At 68.0% G+C, this 16,731-nt stretch carries 18 protein-coding genes; 3 read left to right on the forward strand and 15 right to left on the reverse strand.

The features are described from left to right. Positions 1-76: 76 nt before the first annotated feature. The 5 genes from AC3A3Q_RS14725 to AC3A3Q_RS14745 form a co-directional block, all read right to left on the reverse strand. Entirely contained in the window at positions 77-1,252 is a 1,176-nt protein-coding gene (locus AC3A3Q_RS14725) for a methyl-accepting chemotaxis protein (RefSeq protein ID WP_487586950.1), read from the reverse strand. A gap of 32 nt (positions 1,253-1,284) precedes the next feature. Continuing rightward, positions 1,285-2,358 (reverse strand): protein-glutamate methylesterase/protein-glutamine glutaminase, encoded by a 1,074-nt coding sequence (locus AC3A3Q_RS14730; protein WP_487586951.1) that lies wholly within the window; start codon positions 2,356-2,358, stop codon positions 1,285-1,287. Continuing rightward, a complete protein-coding gene (gene cheD / locus AC3A3Q_RS14735) occupies positions 2,358-2,951 on the reverse strand; it encodes a chemoreceptor glutamine deamidase CheD (protein WP_487586952.1) in 594 nt (197 codons plus the stop codon). The genes AC3A3Q_RS14730 and cheD overlap by 1 nt, the downstream gene beginning before the upstream one ends. Continuing rightward, positions 2,948-3,829 (reverse strand): CheR family methyltransferase, encoded by an 882-nt coding sequence (locus AC3A3Q_RS14740; protein ID WP_487586953.1) that lies wholly within the window; start codon positions 3,827-3,829, stop codon positions 2,948-2,950. Before AC3A3Q_RS14740 ends, cheD begins: the two co-directional genes overlap by 4 nt. Before the next feature lie 93 nt (positions 3,830-3,922). Continuing rightward, on the reverse strand, positions 3,923-6,736 hold the full coding sequence (locus AC3A3Q_RS14745; RefSeq protein WP_487586954.1) for a methyl-accepting chemotaxis protein: 2,814 nt from the start codon (positions 6,734-6,736) through the stop codon (positions 3,923-3,925). A 169-nt stretch (positions 6,737-6,905) separates the two neighbouring features. Here AC3A3Q_RS14745 and AC3A3Q_RS14750 point away from each other — a divergent pair, with 169 nt between their 5' ends. Then, positions 6,906-7,217 carry an energy transducer TonB gene (locus AC3A3Q_RS14750; RefSeq protein WP_487586955.1) on the forward strand — a complete coding sequence of 104 codons (312 nt, stop codon included), beginning with the start codon at positions 6,906-6,908 and terminating at the stop codon, positions 7,215-7,217. An 81-nt stretch (positions 7,218-7,298) separates the two neighbouring features. On the opposite strand, the gene AC3A3Q_RS14755 is transcribed toward AC3A3Q_RS14750, so the two are convergent. Together AC3A3Q_RS14755 and AC3A3Q_RS14760 are read right to left on the reverse strand one after the other, a co-directional pair. Continuing rightward, on the reverse strand, positions 7,299-8,063 hold the full coding sequence (locus AC3A3Q_RS14755) for an SEL1-like repeat protein (protein ID WP_487586956.1): 765 nt from the start codon (positions 8,061-8,063) through the stop codon (positions 7,299-7,301). A 150-nt stretch (positions 8,064-8,213) separates the two neighbouring features. Beyond that, on the reverse strand, positions 8,214-8,756 hold the full coding sequence (locus tag AC3A3Q_RS14760) for a hypothetical protein (protein WP_487586957.1): 543 nt from the start codon (positions 8,754-8,756) through the stop codon (positions 8,214-8,216). 280 nt (positions 8,757-9,036) lie between these two features. Here AC3A3Q_RS14760 and AC3A3Q_RS14765 point away from each other — a divergent pair, with 280 nt between their 5' ends. After that, positions 9,037-9,435 (forward strand): hypothetical protein, encoded by a 399-nt coding sequence (locus tag AC3A3Q_RS14765; RefSeq protein WP_487586958.1) that lies wholly within the window; start codon positions 9,037-9,039, stop codon positions 9,433-9,435. An 86-nt stretch (positions 9,436-9,521) separates the two neighbouring features. Further along, a complete protein-coding gene (locus AC3A3Q_RS14770; protein WP_487586959.1) occupies positions 9,522-9,881 on the forward strand; it encodes a DUF6694 family lipoprotein in 360 nt (119 codons plus the stop codon). 4 nt (positions 9,882-9,885) lie between these two features. On the opposite strand, the gene AC3A3Q_RS14775 is transcribed toward AC3A3Q_RS14770, so the two are convergent. The 8 genes from AC3A3Q_RS14775 to AC3A3Q_RS14810 form a co-directional block, all read right to left on the reverse strand. Then, positions 9,886-10,809, reverse strand: coding sequence for a YihY/virulence factor BrkB family protein (locus tag AC3A3Q_RS14775; protein ID WP_487586960.1), 924 nt, complete (start codon positions 10,807-10,809; stop codon positions 9,886-9,888). A 27-nt stretch (positions 10,810-10,836) separates the two neighbouring features. Beyond that, entirely contained in the window at positions 10,837-11,727 is an 891-nt protein-coding gene (locus AC3A3Q_RS14780) for an NAD(P)/FAD-dependent oxidoreductase (RefSeq protein ID WP_487586961.1), read from the reverse strand. A gap of 150 nt (positions 11,728-11,877) precedes the next feature. Beyond that, positions 11,878-12,396, reverse strand: coding sequence for a chemotaxis protein CheW (locus AC3A3Q_RS14785; RefSeq protein WP_487586962.1), 519 nt, complete (start codon positions 12,394-12,396; stop codon positions 11,878-11,880). A 47-nt stretch (positions 12,397-12,443) separates the two neighbouring features. Next, positions 12,444-14,414: a chemotaxis protein CheW gene (locus AC3A3Q_RS14790; protein ID WP_487586963.1), complete on the reverse strand. Its 1,971-nt coding sequence runs from the start codon at positions 14,412-14,414 to the stop codon at positions 12,444-12,446. A gap of 3 nt (positions 14,415-14,417) precedes the next feature. After that, on the reverse strand, positions 14,418-14,783 hold the full coding sequence (locus tag AC3A3Q_RS14795; protein WP_487586964.1) for a response regulator: 366 nt from the start codon (positions 14,781-14,783) through the stop codon (positions 14,418-14,420). After that, positions 14,780-15,076: an STAS domain-containing protein gene (locus AC3A3Q_RS14800; protein WP_487586965.1), complete on the reverse strand. Its 297-nt coding sequence runs from the start codon at positions 15,074-15,076 to the stop codon at positions 14,780-14,782. The genes AC3A3Q_RS14795 and AC3A3Q_RS14800 overlap by 4 nt, the downstream gene beginning before the upstream one ends. A 197-nt stretch (positions 15,077-15,273) precedes the next feature. Continuing rightward, a complete protein-coding gene (locus tag AC3A3Q_RS14805; RefSeq protein WP_487586966.1) occupies positions 15,274-15,960 on the reverse strand; it encodes a chemotaxis protein CheW in 687 nt (228 codons plus the stop codon). After that, positions 15,957-16,730 carry a ParA family protein gene (locus tag AC3A3Q_RS14810; RefSeq protein ID WP_487586967.1) on the reverse strand — a complete coding sequence of 258 codons (774 nt, stop codon included), beginning with the start codon at positions 16,728-16,730 and terminating at the stop codon, positions 15,957-15,959. Before AC3A3Q_RS14810 ends, AC3A3Q_RS14805 begins: the two co-directional genes overlap by 4 nt. Between the last annotated feature and the right edge of the window lies 1 nt (position 16,731).

The following is a 16,731-nucleotide window of genomic DNA, read 5'->3' on the forward strand; positions in this document are numbered from 1 at the left end:
GGCATGCGTCAAAGCTACCGGTCGATGCCGCCACCATGCAATGCCCCATCGGTCCTTTCCCAAGTACTGCGCGTTCTCAGAAAAGCTCGACGCTGCCTGCGTCCATCGACTGCTGCATCACCGGCTTGTGCGGCGGGCGTTCCCACTCGCCACGCATCTGGGCTATGCGCTGGCCGAGCTGGCCCAGGGCCTGGCGGATCTCGGCACCACCGGCACCGCTGCGGTGCAGGAGCTCCTGCAGCGCGGTGGCTTCGCGGTTGATCGCGCCCAGGCGCTCCAGGTGCACGTTGGCCGCGGTCAGGGCCTGGGTGGCGATGTCCTCGAACTGCAGTGAGCGCACGGCGTCGGCGACCGAGCCGTCGATCGCACGGCCACACTCGGCAATCTCGCGCATGCCATTGCCCAGGCCGCGGTTGATGCCGTCGACGCGCTCCAGCATCGCCGCCGCCTCGGCTCGGGCACCGCGGCTGCGGTCGAGGTCGCGCGAGGCCATCTGGCTGACGGTGTCGCGGACGCGGGCGATCGAGTCCTTCGAGCTGTGGGCGAGCTTTCGGATCTGTTCGTTGAACGCCGTGGAGCGCTCGGAGAGGTTGCGCACTTCATCCGCGACCACGGCGAATCCACGCCCTGCCTCGCCGGCACGGGCCGCCTCGATGGCGGCGTTGAGCGCGAGCAGGTTGGTCTGGTCGGCGATCGACTTGACGTCTTCGAGCAGCGCGAAGATGCCGTCGAGGTGGCCGGCCATCGCGTCGATGTGGGTCACGGTGGTGCTGCTCTGGCCGCTGACGGCTTCCAGCGCCTCGACCAGTTGCTCCATCTGCTGGCTGGCCTGCAGGGCGAAGCGCGAGACGTCGACGCCACCGCTGTTCTCACCGTCGCCGGTGCGATCGATCAGGCGCGCCACCACGTCGCCCTGCTGGCGCGACTTGCGGTTGACCGCCTCGAAGCTACCGCCGAGCTTGGCCACCGACTCGCGGATGAGCTCGCGGGTGCGTTCGATCTCGGTGCGCGAACCCTGGACCTCGGCGCCGACGAAATTTCGCAGTTCGTCCAGCAGGCGGATCTGTTCGCCCATCAGCGCACCGTTGCCGCCCTGCCTGAGGAGGCTCCAGGCAAAACCGAGCCAGGCCAGCGTCATGGCGACCAGCGCGCCCCAGCGCACAGGCGGGGCGAGATCGAAGGCCTCGGTGCAAACCAGGGTGAAGGTGAGCGCCAGCGGCGCTGCGATGCGAATCAGTACGCGCGAATCCATCGTCGGTCTCATGGGGGCGTTGGCGGTCTACGTTAGATAACGGCCGCTCGGCAGCGCGCTTGAGCTTCAATCGGCGCTGCGCGAAGCAGGTGGGGTGCAATGTGTTCCAGCGGCAGGACTTCATCGACGGCGTTCAGCGCGACGGCGGCGCCGGGCATGCCCCAGACGACACTGCTTGCTTCGTCCTGGGCGAAGGTCGACGCGCCGGCGTTGCGCAGCGCGAACATGCCGCGAGCACCGTCGTCGCCCATTCCAGTCAGCAGTGCGGCGCTGGCGTTGGCGCCGGCGTGCTTGGCCACCGATTCGAACAGGGCATCCACGCTCGGCCGATGCCTGCGCACCGGCTCGTCGTCGTCCAGGCGGCAATGCCAGCGGGCACCGCTGCGATGCACGCGCAGGTGGCGGCCGCCCTGGGCGACATAGGCGTGGCCGACCAGCAACGGCTGGTCGCGCTCGACGTGGACGACGGTCATCTTGCTGTGGCGGTCGAGGCGATCGGCGAATGCACCGCTGAAGGCCGCCGGGATGTGCTGTGCGATCACGATCGCCGGTGCATCGGCCGGCATGCGCTCGAGCACTTCACGGATCGCTTCGGTGCCGCCGGTGGAAGCGCCGATGGCGAGCAGGCGATCGGTGCTCCGGTAGGAGAGGGGTTGCTGCTCCATGGCTGGCGTTTGCGTGCCCGGTGCCCGCGACACGCGTGCGCGGGCTGCCAGGCGAATCTTCTCCACCAGCACTTCGGCGTATTCGTGGAAGCCGCGCACGACATCGAGCTTGGGCTTGGCGATGAAGTCCACCGCGCCCAGGGCCAGCGCCTCGAGCGTGACCTGGGCACCGTGCTCGGTGAGCGTGGACACCATCACCACCGGCATCGGTCGCAGCCGCATGAGGTTGCGCAGGAAGGTCAGGCCATCCATGCGCGGCATCTCGACGTCGAGGGTGAGCACGTCGGGGTTGAGCTGCTTGATCTTCTCGCGCGCGATGTAGGGATCGGCGGCACTGCCGACGACCTCGATGCCGTCTACCTCGCCGAGCAGCTGTGTCATCAGCTGGCGGATCAGCGCCGAATCGTCGATCACCAGTACGCGGATCGGGCGGGTTGGCATCAGAACAGCTCCACGGTGCCGCTGCGGACCTTGGTGCCAGTCAGGCGGCCGTAGTAGGCGCGCTCGACGTCGGCGATGCCGTCGTCGCGGGTGGCCGGCAGGCGCTTGACCAGCGTGCGGCCGGTCTGGGCGAAGAAGCAGACCTTGCGCGGGTGTATGTCGCCCAGGTCCTGCGCCAGCACGGGGATGCGCTCGGCGGCGAGGTACTCGAGCACGAAGCGTGCGTTGCGCGTGCCGACCGGGTCGCTGTAGAAACCGCTGAGCACGTTGCCGCCACCGAACACCTTGGCCTGCAGGCGCGAGCGGCGTGCGCCGCGCTTGAGCAGGTCGTTGATCAGCAGTTCCATGGCGTGCACGCCGTAGCGCGAGCAGACCGCGTCGCTGTCGCCCCCGGGCAGCATGAAGTGGTTCATGCCGCCGACGGCCATCGCCGAATCGAACAGGCAGGCCGCCACGCACGAACCGAGCAGGGTGACCAGCGCCACCGGGCGATCGGTGACGACGTAGTCGGCCGGCAGCAGCTTGATCGCCTCGGTCTGGAGGACCGGGTCGAAATAGCTGCCGGGTGCAAGATCGGCGGCGACGGCGCTCATCGGCGGCCTGTCTGCGCGGTGGCGCGGTAGGTGGTGCGGCCGCACGGCAGGACCAGGTCCTGGGCGTGCGAGAAGCTCTCGGAGTGGCCGGCATACAGCAGGCCGCCGGCACCCAGCAATGGCGCGATCCGCTGCAGCACCTGGTACTGGGTGGCCTTGTCGAAGTAGATCATCACGTTGCGGCAGAACACCGCGCTGAAGCCGCCGCGCAGGCCGTAGTCGGCGGCCAGCAGGTTCAGTGGGCGGAACTCGATCAGCGCCTGCAGCTCCGGCTTGACCCGGCACAGTTCGGCATTGGGCCCGCTGCCGCGCTGGAAGAAGCGGCGGTGGCGCTGCGGCGAAAGGTCGGCGATGCGCTCGATCGGATAGACGCCGGTCGCGGCGGTCTGCAACACGCTTGTATCGATGTCGGTGGCGAGGATGCGAACCGGCGGCGTCATCGTACCGAAGGCCTCGCAGGCGGTGATCGCCAGCGAGTAGGGCTCCTCGCCGGTGGAGGCGGCGCAGCACCAGATCGTCTGCTCGCCATGGTCGGCGCCTGCGCGCAGATGCTCGGCGAGGGCGTCGAAATGGTAGGCCTCGCGGAAGAACGAGGTGAGGTTGGTGGTGAGCGCGTTGACGAACGATTGCGCTTCCGCGGCCGGGTTGCGTTCCACCAGGTCCAGGTAGTCGGAGAAGCGCTCCATGCCCAGCGAGCGGACGCGTCGCGCCAGCCGGCTGTAGACCATGTCGCGCTTGTGCGCGCCCAGGTGGATGCCGGCACGCTCGCGGATCAGGCGGCAGACCCGGCGGAAGTCGCGATCGTCGAAGACGAAGGCGCGCTCGTCATGGCTGCCGGGGTCGCTATTGCGGCGGTCATGGGGTCGCGGACTGATCATCGGCAATTGCTCTGGCTACGAAGGGACGACGGCACGATGTGGACGACGCGACGCGGACGGCGACGCGGCATGTGCCGCGCCGCCGCCACTGGCTCAGAATTCCTGCCAGTGCGAGTCGTTGCCGTTGACCACGGCGCCGTTGCCACGCGGCTTGCGGGCCGGCTTGGCGCGCGCGGCCACGGCGACCGGTGCCGGTCGGTTCATCGCATTCGGGACCGGGGCAGCCACGGAGACCATGGCCGGTGCACGCGACACGCTGACCGGAGCCGTACCGCTGGAGGCCAGGCGGAACACCGCGACGGTCTGCACGAGCTGTTCGGACTGCTGCTCCAGGCTGCGTGCCGCGGCCGAAGCTTCCTCGACCAGGGCCGCGTTCTGCTGCGTGCCTTCGTCCATCTGGGTGACGGCCTGGTTGACCTGCTCGATGCCGGTGGACTGCTCCAGCGAGGCTGCAGTGATGTCGGCGATGATGTCGGTGACCCGCTTCACGCTGGTGACGATCTCGCCCATGGTGCGGCCGGCCTGGTCGACCAGGGTCGAACCTTCCTCGACGCGGTTGACCGAGTCGGTGATGAGCTGCTTGATCTCCTTGGCCGCTCCGGCCGAACGCTGCGCCAGCGAGCGCACCTCGGCGGCGACCACGGCGAAGCCACGGCCCTGTTCGCCGGCACGCGCGGCTTCGACCGCGGCGTTCAACGCCAGGATGTTGGTCTGGAAGGCGATGCCGTCGATCACGCCGATGATGTCGACGATCTTCTTCGAGGCGGTGTTGATCGCGCTCATCGTGTCAACCACGCGGCCAACCACCTGGCCGCCCTGCGAGGCGACGTCGGCCGCGCCCAGCGCCAGCTGGTTGGCCTGGCGGGCGTTGTCGGCGTTCTGGCGCACGGTCGAGGTGAGCTCTTCCATCGACGAGGCGGTTTCCTCGAGCGATGCGGCCTGCTGCTCGGTGCGCTGCGACAGGTCGTTGTTGCCCGCGGCGATCTCGCCGGCGGCGGCGCTGATGGCGTCGCTGCCCTGGCGGATCTCGCCGACGATGCGGCTGAGCTGGGCGACGGTGCTGTTGGCGTCATCCTTCATGCGCGCCAGCGTGCCGCGGTACTCGGCGTCGATGGTCTGGGTGAGGTCGCCCTGGGCCAGCGCCGAGAGCACGCGGACCACGTCGTCCATGGCGGCGGCGTTGGTTTCCAGCAACTGGTTGATTCCTTCCGCCAGCAGCTTGACGAAGCCTTCCTTGCCCTCGACCGCGATGCGGTGGGAGAAGTCGCCGTCGACGGCGGCCTGGACGATGCCGGCGATTTCGGCCTCGACCGCGACTTCTGCCGTCAGGTCGGCCCATTCGACGACCGAGCCAAGGCGCTCACCTGCGGCGTTGATGATCGGCGATGCGGCCAGCGAGAAGGTGCGCCCGCCAATGACCAGGCGCGTGGCGTAACGCTCGCGCAGGCCGTCGAGCATGCGCTTCTGGAAGCCCGGTTCCTTGTCGAACACGTCCATGCTGGCGCCGAGCAGGCGGCGTGCCTCGAACTGCGGCAGCTCCTTGCGGATGTCGCCCTCGGCACGGATCAGCATCGCCGCGACCGACTGGTTCATGTAGATGATGCTGCGCTCGTTGTCGGCGATCATCACGTTGGTGCCGACATCGTCGAGCGCGTTGCGGATGCGCAGGTTCTCGTCGGCGACGCGGCGCTCTTCCTCGATGTTGGACTTGAGCTGCGACTGCATCTGCGACATGGCCGACATCAGTTCGGCGACTTCGTCGCGGCCGTCGATGACGATGCGGTTGTCGAGGTGGCCGTCGGCGATCTTGCGCGAGACGCCGATGACGCTCTGCAGCGAGTGGCGGGTGGCGCGGCTGAAGGCGAGGAACAGGTAGCCCGACAGCAGCAGGATCAGGACGCATGCGCCCAGGGTGAGGGCGGTGCGGCGCTGCAGGCGCGCGATCTCGGTGTTGGCGGCCAGCGCCAGCGAGCGGTTGGCGGCGGTCATGGCGGCGGCCAGTGCCAGGCGCGTCGCGTCGGCACGCGCGGCCATCACCTTCACTGGCAGCACCGGGGTTTCGGCGTCGAGGATGTGAGCCTGGATCAGTTCGTTCTGCTTGGCCACCGCGGCCAGCGCGCCGGCCAGCGGCTTGCCGGCGGTGGTGTTGAGCACCGCAAGGCCTTCGATGGCGTCCTTGTATTCCAGTTCGACGCGGCTGCGGACGTAGTCCTGCATGGTGCGCGATACCGCCAGGTTGGTGCGGTCGTCGACCCAGATCGCGCCTTCACCCAGCACGCGCACACCTACCAACGATTGCTGCGCGGTGTACTCGGCCAGGGTCGGGATCCAGTCGCTGCCAGCGTGGCCCATGTACAGCACCGGCCCGTTCTGCGCCTGCGCCAGGCCGGTGTGGTCGGCCAGCTGCCCCATCAGTTCACCGACCCTGCGGATAGCGGCGTTGTGCGCGCTCACGGCAGTGGCGGCGTCCTTGTCGGACTCCTGCGCCTTCGACCACGCGGCGCGCGCGGCCTGCAGCGGTGCCTGCAGCGGCGCATCGGCCAGCTTGTCCTTCTGCCAGGCAGCCAGCGCCTCCAGTTCGGCGTCGACGGTGTCGGCAGCCTTGGCCAGGGCCTGGTCGCTGACCGTGTCCTTGGCGAATCGGCGTGCCACCAGCTGGGAATGGTCCTGGACGGCCAGCATGGCGCGCTGCAGGTGGCCAAGGCCGCTGCTGGCCTCGTGCTGCATGCGGGCCGCGGCGATCTCGGCGTTGGAGCGGGCGATCAGGATGCCGGCCAGCACGCCGCACGTCAGCATGAAGGCGGTACCGATCACCATGGCCTTCTGGCCAAAGCGCAGGCGCGCCATCAGCCGCGTCGCCGGAGCCAGGAATCGATCCAGATAAGGGGTGGGGGGGCGGACTGACATTTGAGGCCTCGAGTTCAGGGACGGACCCGTCGTGGGTCGACACTCCCGGCATCGGCGCGGCGGGCGGAAACTTTAGGTATGCGTCACGATTTGCCCCGGCGCTAAAGAAACGACGGGAGCGGCCGATGCAGGGGATGTCGTCACGATTTCCAACCCCAAGGAGTGCCCCATGCGTCGTCCCACCCTCATTGCTGCCGGCCTGGCGGCCCTGATCCTGTCCTTTGCCGCGCCGGCCTCGGCCGATCTCAAGCCGCTCAAGCGCGTCGAACCGCAGTACCCCGCCGAAGCGGTGCGTGCAGGCACGCAGGGCTTCGTTGAAGTCGAGTTCGTCGTCGACGAGTCCGGCAGCGTGGCCAGCGTCTCGGTCGTCAATGCCAAGCCCGCCCGTACGTTCGAAGCCGCCGCGGTGAAGGCGGTCAAGCAGTGGCAGTTCGCCCCGGGCGGCGGTCGCGGCAAGGTGCGCCTGGATTTCGCGCTCTGATCGAGCGGTCTGCGGCAAAGAAAAAACGCGCCTCTTCAGGCGCGTTTTTTCTTGCTGCGAGAGTGCCGCTGGTGAGTGGTGCTACTTCCTGGTCTTCACCGGCGTGAGCGGTCCGACCGACGTCGAACCCGTACGGTCGAGCAGGTCGTCCTGCTGCTTCCAGTAGCCATCGAACTCCAGTCCGCCGGTGGTGCCGTAGAGCTGGTCGGGCGAGGCATTGCCTGCGACCAGGTAGGACGATGCGTTGCCGCCGTTCTTGTAGCCAAAGGCACCGCTGACCGGCTGGCCGGTGACGTCCATTCTCTGGTTGCGGTAGCCCAGGCGGCTGCCGGTCATGTCGCGGGTGAAAGCACGCATCAGGCTCTCCGCGCGTGGCTTGGCCACATCATCACCGTAGCGCGCGTAGTACTCCTCGCCGATGGCCAGCGCCTGTGCCTGCTGTTCGGCCGTCAGCTGCGACCACATCTTCTCGCGGATCAGCAGCAGCCTGCGGCTGCCGCGCTCGGCGGCCAGGTCGGCCCAGACATAGGCCTGGACACGATCGACGCGGACACCGGCGCCGTGCCAGTACATCAGGCTGAGATAGTGCTGCGAGTACTTGTCTGCGTAACGTGCGGCGGTCCTGAAATGCTCGGCGGCATCTTCGGGGTTGCCGCGTTCGTAGGACTTCAGGCCGAACACGCGCTCGAGCTCGTTCGGCTTGTCCTTCGACGCCATCTCCACTTCCTGGAGCTGCATGAAGCTCTTTTCAGTTAGTTGCAGTGGTTCTTCCTTGCCGCTGTGCGCCCCCGCGGCCCCCACCACCATCAGCATTGCCAAAGCCAGTACTTTGCTGCCGATCCCCATTGCCCTCTCCCTGTGCACGATGAAGTTGACGTCCCCGACTTCCCGCTCCGGAATCCGGGCAACTGCGTGCCTGGACCCCAGGAGCTGTGCGGACGTTACGTCACCGGGTCGTGGGCCGCAATCGGGGCGGACATTGGCAGGCGAAGCAGGTCATCCCCCTATGACATGCACCTGCGGCTTTCCGTTCACCTGTTCGAAGCGGAATCGATAGACCAGGGTTACCGACTGCGGGATGCCTTTGCCGCCGTCGCAGCTGGCCACGGCGCGTTCCTTGTCTTTCGCGTTGCGGAAGACGCAGCGCAATGCCGGGTCGAACTTCCATGTCCTGGCCGCCGTTTCCGACACCGCCAGGAATTCGGGCTCCGCGCTCGTGGCACAGAACTCCGACGCGGGCGCCCTGGCGACGACGGTCACGGCACCTTTCTCGTCGATGCCAACCCTCAGGCACACCGTGCGCGGGGGCAGCTGCCTGGCGAGCAGATCCGGCGGGTAGCTCGGATGGACATTCTTGATGTCGTCCAGCGGCATCAGGAACGATTCGTTGTCCGCCAGCACCAGGCGATCGGACTTGGCGGCGGTGGCGGCTGCCGGTGCAGGTGCCGCCGTCGCAGTTGCCGCGGTCTGCGCATTCGCCAACGCTGCATGGCCGCAAAGCACTGCCGCGGTGCATCCCAGTGCTGCCCACCTGGTCATCGTTCCTCTCCCGTTCGATAGTGGGGATGGTTGCGCCTGCCCGGCGCGCATTGCCCGCAGGGGAGCCGGCTCCCCGGGCGGCCACTCGTATACAGCCGAACGCAAAGGCATCTTCCTTTCCGGCCACGGGTGGCAAACGGGCCAATTGGCCCGCTGACCATGGGGCCAATTGGCCGTCCCCTTGCTGTACGCGGTTCGCTGTGGTGGCGCGGGCCGGGTCCGGTACTGCTAGAGTCCCGCTGCCGGTCCGCTGTGCGGCGGGCCATCAAGGAGGAATACGATGGATCGTTTTCGCGAGAACCTCGTGGTCTTGGCTTTGGTCGCCGGCATTACGCTTTCGATACAGCCTGCCTCCGCAACGGAGAACGCAGGCAAGGCTCCGGAGACGACGCCCGCTTACGCGGCCTGCATGGTGACCGATGAAGGCACCCGGACGTTGTACGCAACCGCGCCCGGCAAGGTCGATGCCCTCACGCGTCCGGTGACAATCGATGCGCAGGCGTTCTCGGCCTGGGTCGCACGCGTGTACCACGTGCCGGCCGAGCGCCTGACCGATGCGGCATGCGTGACCGACTACGCCAGCAAGCGCACCGCCGAACTGAGGCTCAAGCCATTAGTTGATGCCGGTCGGCGCCAGGGCATGGCCGTAGAGCGCACGCGTTGGTGGCTGTCCCAGTAACGGGGCGGCTGCCGGTCATTTCGCGGGTTAAGGCACGCATCCGCTCCGTGTATGCTCTGGCGCTGTCATCAAGGAAGGGGGATGGGATGCTCAAGTCGTTGCTTGCTCTTGTGATCGCCGCCGCGTTGGCCGGTTGTGCAACCGGAGGGTCTGGCGGGGATGTAGTTCGGATTGATGCGACCAGCGCCGAGACGGCGAAAGCCTCCTACCAGGCGATGATGGTCGGGCGCAGCGAGGCGCAGCAGCAGCGCCTGGCGCTTGCAGTGCTGATGCTCAACCTGGAAGGCGTGAACAGCGCATATGACCTGGTGGGCGATGACCATGGCAGCGTTGGTCCCATCAGGAACAAGGTTGCCGGCCTGTCGGCGGAGGAAATCATCGCGCTGTCGGCCAAGGTGAAGGGGCCTCGCATCGAGTCCGTCGAGGTCGCTCCCGCCGGTCGCTAGCCGGTCATGGTCCGGTGGCGGGTTCCAGTGCCTTCTTGCGCGCCAGGGCCCGCTCGTCGATTACGGCCGTGAACAACGCGCCGACGAAGACGATCAGCGACGCGTAGTAGATCCAGACCAGCGCCAGCAGCAGGGCGCCCATGGATCCGTAGGCCGAGCCGGGGTTGGCGCGCTCCAGGTACCAGCCGATCGCGTTGCGTCCCAGCACGAATAGCACGGCCGTCGCGGCACCACCGCCGACGGCCCGCTTCCAGCCGACGCGACGGTCGGGCAGGTAGTGGTACATCAGCGCGAACGAAAGCGTGTAGATGATCCAGGTGGCGACGTTGAGCATTGCCGGCAACGCCCATTCGTAGCGCGAGAACGCCAGCTGCAGGGCGGTGCTGACGGTCATCGAGACCAGCAGCAGGAAGCCCATCGCAAACACCAGCCCCAGCGAGAACACGCGCTTGCGGAGCCATGCAAGCACGCTCGACAGACGCGTGGCATCGGTGCGGAAGATCCGGTTCAGGACGTCCTGCAATTGCGCGAACACCGCCGTGGCGCCGACGAGCAGCAGCGCCACGCTCCACCAGCCCGCAATCGAGCCGGTGTCGGGACGGGCCTCGGCGTTGTCGATGATCGTCCGCGCGATCTGCTCGGCCTCGTGGCCGGCGAGGGTGCCGATCTGGTCCATCAGCGCTTCCTGCGCGCCGGGGAGGAGGGCACTCGTCAACCACACCAGGATCAGCAGCAGCGGCGCCAGTGACAGCACGGCATAGAGCGCCAGCGCGGCGGCCTGCGACATCAGGTCGGTATCGATGAAGCGCTGCGCCAGGGCAACGGGCAGGCTGCCGCGGGCGCGACGCACGAGTGCCTCCACCGCGGGTCGGCGCAGTGACTGGCCTTGTTGCCCTGGCTGCGGTCGCGGTGAAGTGGGGTCGGCCATGGCGTGCTCGGCGTGCCGTTGCCTGCGTCAGCAGGCGTTGGGCTCCAGGCGGTTGTGCACGGCTGTCGCTGCGATGGCTGCGTGTCCGGTCGCGACGGAGATCTGGTTGAGGCCGCTGACGACATCGCCGATGGCGTAGAGCCCGTCGATCGAGGTCATCAGGTGCCGGTCCGTGATGAGGGCTCCGTCCTCATCGCATTTCGCGCCGGCGTCGGTGGCCAGGCTCGAGCGCGAGATCAGCCCCATCGACGGGTACACGACATCGAAGCTGCGGGAGCTGCCGTCGATCTCGAAGTGGCAGCGCTTGCCGTCGAAGCGCGGGACTCCGGCCGGCCGGGTCACTTCGATCCCGTTGCGCTCCAGCTCGTGGCCCGCATCTTCGTCTTGCGGTTCCTGCGAAGGGATCATGACCAGCCTGCGGGAATAGGTGCGCAGGAAGACGGCATGCGATGCGGCATGCTCCAGTGGCCCGTACACGGCAATCTCCTGGTCGATTGCTTCAAACGCGTCGCAGATTGCGCACAGGCGCACGGCCCCGCAGGCGACGGCGGCTTCCAGGTCTTCCATCGCGGGCATGATGTCCTCGCAGCCGGAGGCAAGGATCACGTTGCGGGCCCGCGTCGAGGTCCTGCCATGACTGAGGACGAACTGATCCCCGTCGCGCTGCAGTGCATCGACTTCCTCGTCAATGGTATGCACGCCGAAGGTCGTTGCTTGCCGGCGCATCCGCGCGAGAAGCTCGCGTCCGCCCACGCCATCGGGAAAGCCGGGGCAGTTGTGGCTGGTCGGGATCCACACGGCCCGCGACAGGCCATGGTCGAAAACGACGATGGACCGGCGGTAGCGCGCCAGGTAGGTGGCAGCGGTCAATCCGGCCGGCCCGCCACCGACGACGATGCAATCAAACAGGTCGGTCACGGCAGTTCGTTCACTCCACGCGGTGGGTCCATCGAGCGATGGTGGCGTTGAAGGAGTGAATGAGGCGTTGAGCAAGGCGCCAGGCGGCGCGTGCGCCGGTGTGTCAAGGCGATCACCTGACCACCACGCCAGGAGGGCCGCAGCGCGTCCTCAGGCCGCCACGGCCTCGGCGACCAGGCCCATCTCGGCGCTGGTCATCAGGCGTTCGATCTCGAGCAGGATCAGCATGCGATCACCCTGGGTGCCGATGCCGGTGATGAACTGGCGGTCGATCGCCGAGCCGATGTCGGGCACCGGGCGGATCTGTTCGGCCTCGAGCTGGATCACGTCCGAGACGCTGTCCACGACCATGCCGACGACGCGGTCGGCGACGTTGAGCACGATCATCACCGTCAGCGCGTTGTACTCGACCCTGGCCAGGCGGAACTTCAGGCGCATGTCGATGACCGGGACGATGGTGCCGCGCAGGTTGATCACGCCCTTGATGTAGTCCGGTGCGTCCGGCAGGCGGGTCACCGTGTCGTAGCCGCGGATCTCCTGCACCTTGAGGATCTCCACGCCGTATTCCTCTTCGCCCAGGGCGAAGGTCAGGTACTCGTCGGCCGGTTCGGCCGAGTGCGCCCGGGCACCGTGGTCGTTGCGCTTGGATGTTGCGGTGATGTTGCTCATGGAGCTGCCTCGGTGGGAATGTCGGCGCGTGGAGTTGGGGTGTCCGCTCAGGCGGCCAGCGGCGGGCGCGCGGCCTGCACGAGGCCGTCGGTGTCGACGATCAGTGCCACGCGGCCGTCGCCGAGGATGGTCGCCCCCGACACGCCGGGCACGCGGCGGTAATTGCTTTCCAGGTTCTTGACCACGACCTGCTGCTGGCCGAGCAGTTCGTCGACCTCCAGCGCCAGGCGACGGCCATCGCTTTCCACGACCACCGCGATCGGTGTCGACGGCTCGGCATCGGCCGCGCGCGTTGCCGCGGGCAGGCCGTACTGGCGGGCGAGGTTGACCAGCGGCAGGTAGTCCTCGCGCACGCGCAGCACGCGGGTGTCGCCACCGATCGTGCGCACATCGGCGGGCGCCGGCTGCAGCGATTCGACCACCATGTTGAGCGGGACGATGAACACTTCGTCGCCCACCGCCACCGACATGCCGTCGACGATCGCCAGCGTCAGTGGCAGGCGGATCGAGACGGTGGTGCCGTGGCCGTACTGGCTGCGGATCTCGACCTGGCCACCGAGGGCGTTGATGTTCTTCTTGACCACGTCCATGCCGACACCGCGACCGGACAGGTCGGTCAGCGCTTCGGCGGTCGAGAAGCCCGGTGCGAACACCAGGTCCCAGACTTGCGAGTCGGTCGGGTTCTCGGGCACGGCCAGGTTGCGTTCGGCGGCCTTGCGCAGGATCCGTTCGCGATTGAGGCCACGGCCGTCGTCGCCGACTTCGATCACGATGTATCCGCCCTGGTGCGCGGCCGACAGCGTCAGCGTGCCGGCCTCGTCCTTGCCGGCGGCACGGCGGTCGGCGGGCATTTCCAGGCCGTGGTCGATGGCGTTGCGCACCAGGTGCACGAGCGGATCGACGATCTTCTCGATCACGCCCTTGTCCAGCTCGGTGGCCTCGCCGAACGTGCGCAGCTGGACCTTCTTGTCCAGGCGGGTGGCGAGGTCGCGGACCATGCGCGGGAAGCGGCTGAAGGCGAACTCCACCGGCAGCATGCGCACGCCCATGACCGATTCCTGCAGGTCGCGGGTATTGCGCTCAAGCTGCACCAGGCCCGACAGCAACAGTTCGTTGGCGACCGGGTCCAGCGTCTCGGACCGCTGGCGCAGCATCGCCTGGGTGATCACCAGTTCGCCGACCAGGTTGATCAACGCATCGACCTTGGCCACGGCCACGCGGATCGAGCTGTCGGCGCTGTCGCCGCGCGAAGCGACGGGGTCGGCGGGTAGCGCGGTGGGCGCTTCCTGCACCGGAGCGACGGGTGCGAGCGCGGTGGAACTGATATTGAGCTCGCATTCGCCCTCGACCCAGGCGAACGCCTCGTCGATGGCCGCACGCGAGACGTGGCCGGGCAGGGTGAGATCCCACGCCAGGTAGGCCTCGAACGGATCCATCTGCTCGAACGACGGCAGTCGCGAATCCAGGCAGGTGACGCCCAGTTCGCCATGGCTGGCCAGTTCGCGCAGGATGCGCAGCGGGTCGTTGCCGCCCATGAACATCGACGGAGCGGGCTTGAAGGCGATCTGCCAGTCGCCGGCCGGCGCTGCAGCTACGGCACTGGTGGTGGTGCTTGTGGCGGCCGTCGCCGCCGCGTCGCCGGCCAGCAGGCGATCGAGCCCGGCGCGTGCCTGGGTCAGCGCGGCCTGGTCGACCGGCGTGCCGTGCTCGCACGCCGACAGCAGCGAGCGCAGCACGTCGACGGCCACCAGCAATGCGCCGATCGCGGCAGAGTCGAGTGCGCGACGCCCGCCGCGAGCTTCGTCGAGCAGGGTTTCCAGCAGGTGGGTGAGGTCGGTGACGGCGGTGAAGCCGAACGTCGCCGCGCCGCCCTTGATCGAATGCGCGGCGCGGAAGATGACGTTGATCGTCTCCGCGTTGCCGCCACCGCTTTCCAGCGTGAGCAGTCCGCTCTCCATCGCGTCCAGCCCTTCACGGCTTTCCTCGAAGAACGCAGCGTGGAAGCGGGTGATGTCCATGGCTCAGCCAAGTACCTTGCGGATGGTCGCGACGAGCTGTTCGGGATCGAACGGCTTGACCAGCCAGCCAGTGGCGCCGGCGGCCTTGCCTTCCATCTTCTTGTCGCCGCCCGATTCGGTGGTCAGCATCAGCAGCGGCGTGAACTTGTAGGCCGGAAGCTGGCGCAGTTCGCGGATCAGCGTGATGCCGTCCATGACCGGCATGTTGACGTCGGTCACCACCGCGTCGAAACGCTGGGTGCGGGCGATGTCGAGCGCGGCCTTGCCGTCCTCGGCCTCGCGCACGGTGTAGCCGCCGGAGGTCAGCGCGAAGGCGACCATCTGCCGCATGGAAGTGGAATCGTCGACGATCAACAGTTGCGCGCTCAAGCGGTCTCTCCGGTGTCGGTGTCGGTGTCGACCCCGAGGCTGACGGCCAGGGCAAGCTGGCGCGCGGCCGCGGCCAGGGTCGGCGAGGCAAGGGTGACGGTGGTCTGGTGGCCGCGCGCGGCGCGGTCGCGGACAAAGGCGTGGAGCAACTGCAGGCCCGCGGCGTGCACGCGCTCGACGCGATCGCCGGCCAGTGCCAGGGGCATTTGGTCATCCAGGTGCGGTTGCAGTGCCGCTTGCAGCTCGGCGACGCATTCGATGCCCAGGTCGGTTTGCAGGGAGAGCTGGTTCATATGTCAGCTGCTGGCGGGTACTCAAGTGGATATAACGGCCGGCGGTTGTGTGACTTGAGCCCCGGTTTCCTTGAAATGCGGGAGTGAAGAGCGGGAATCGGGAAGGGGGAACGTGAGACGGAGGCGACAGGACGTAGGCTGTGACTACCTTTCTTTCCCCATTCCCCATTCCCGATTCCCGCTTCCAGCCTTGGCAATCAACCGAACAATGCGTTCGCATCCAGCAGCACCGTCGGCACGTTGCCGACGCGCGCTATGCCGACGATGGCGCCCGGGTCGCTGCCCGACAGCGGCGGCTCGACGCGGTCGCGGCCGAGCGTGACGACGTCTTCGACCGCGCTGACCAGCGCGCCGATCAGCTCGTCGTTGCGCTCGACCACGACAATGCGGCTGCGTTCGTCGGGCTGCACCCGGCCGGTGCCGAGCCACACGCCCAGGTCGAACACCGGCACGACCCGGCCGCGCAGGTTCATCACGCCGAGCACTGCCGGCGCGGCGCCACGCATCGCCACGATCGGCGAGGGGCGCAGCACTTCCTGCACGCGCAGCAGTTCAAGCGCGTAGCTGTCGCGTCCGATGTTGGCGCGCAACCAGCGTTGTGACGTCGCCGCGGCCATTGCCGGCGCCTGCGCCACTGGCGCGGCGGGGGCGGTTGCACGCTGTACCGGAGGTGGCGGCACTGCCACGGGCGCTGGTGGCAGTTGCGCGACCGGCGGCGGTGCCACGTCGTCCGCATGGACCATGGCGGTGGCCGTCGGTTCGGTTGCCATTCCCGGCAGGAGCACGTCAACAGCTTCCGCGGTAACCGGTGTGCCATCGAGCAAGGCATCGAGGTAATCGTCGATCGTCATGGCGCCACGGTTGCTCATTCGGCCTGCGCTCATGCGGCCTGCTGCTGGGCGCTGCCGTCCTGTGCCAGCAACCACTTCAGGGCGCGGCGGTAGGCATCGGCACCGCGTCCGGTCGGCATCTCCGCGGTGGTCAGGCCATGGGCGTCGCGCAGGCGCGTGTCCATCGGCACGGCGCCTGGCCAGACGCGGTCCTCGTAGCGATCGTGGAGCAGGTCCAGGCTCTGCACGCCGGTGCGCGTGCGCCGGTCGAACAGCGTCGGCAGCACGTAGCGCGGCATCGGCCGGCGTCGCGAACGCTCGACCATCTCGGCCGTGCGCAGCATGTCGGCCAGTCCGTGCAGGGCGAGCGGATCGGTCTGTGTCGGCACCACCAGGCAATCGGCCGCGGCCAGCGCGTTGACCATCAGCAGGCCCAGTGTGGGCGGGCAGTCGAGCAGGGCGTAGTCGTAGCTCGACTGCACGAAGTGCAGTGCACGTCCGAGGGCGAGGCCGAGGCCTGGCTGGGTCGCGCCGCGACGTTCAAGCGTGGCCAGTGCCGGTTGTGCGGCGACCAGCTTGAGGCCGTCGACATCGGTGCTGCGTGCCAGCGCCGCCAGCGAGGGGCCGTCGCTGCCGAACAGGTCGTGGGTGCCGGCCGGCGGTGGCATGGCCGGCACGCCGAACGCGCGGGTCAGCGAGGCGTGCGGATCGAGGTCGATGAGCAGGACGCGATGGCCGGCGAATGCGAGGCCGCGGGCGAGGCACAAGGTGGTCGTGGTCTTGCCCACGCCGCCTTTCTGGTTTGCGATGGCCCAGGCTTGCATG

It is taken from the genome of Lysobacter sp. Soil_C_59, assembly GCF_057656415.1.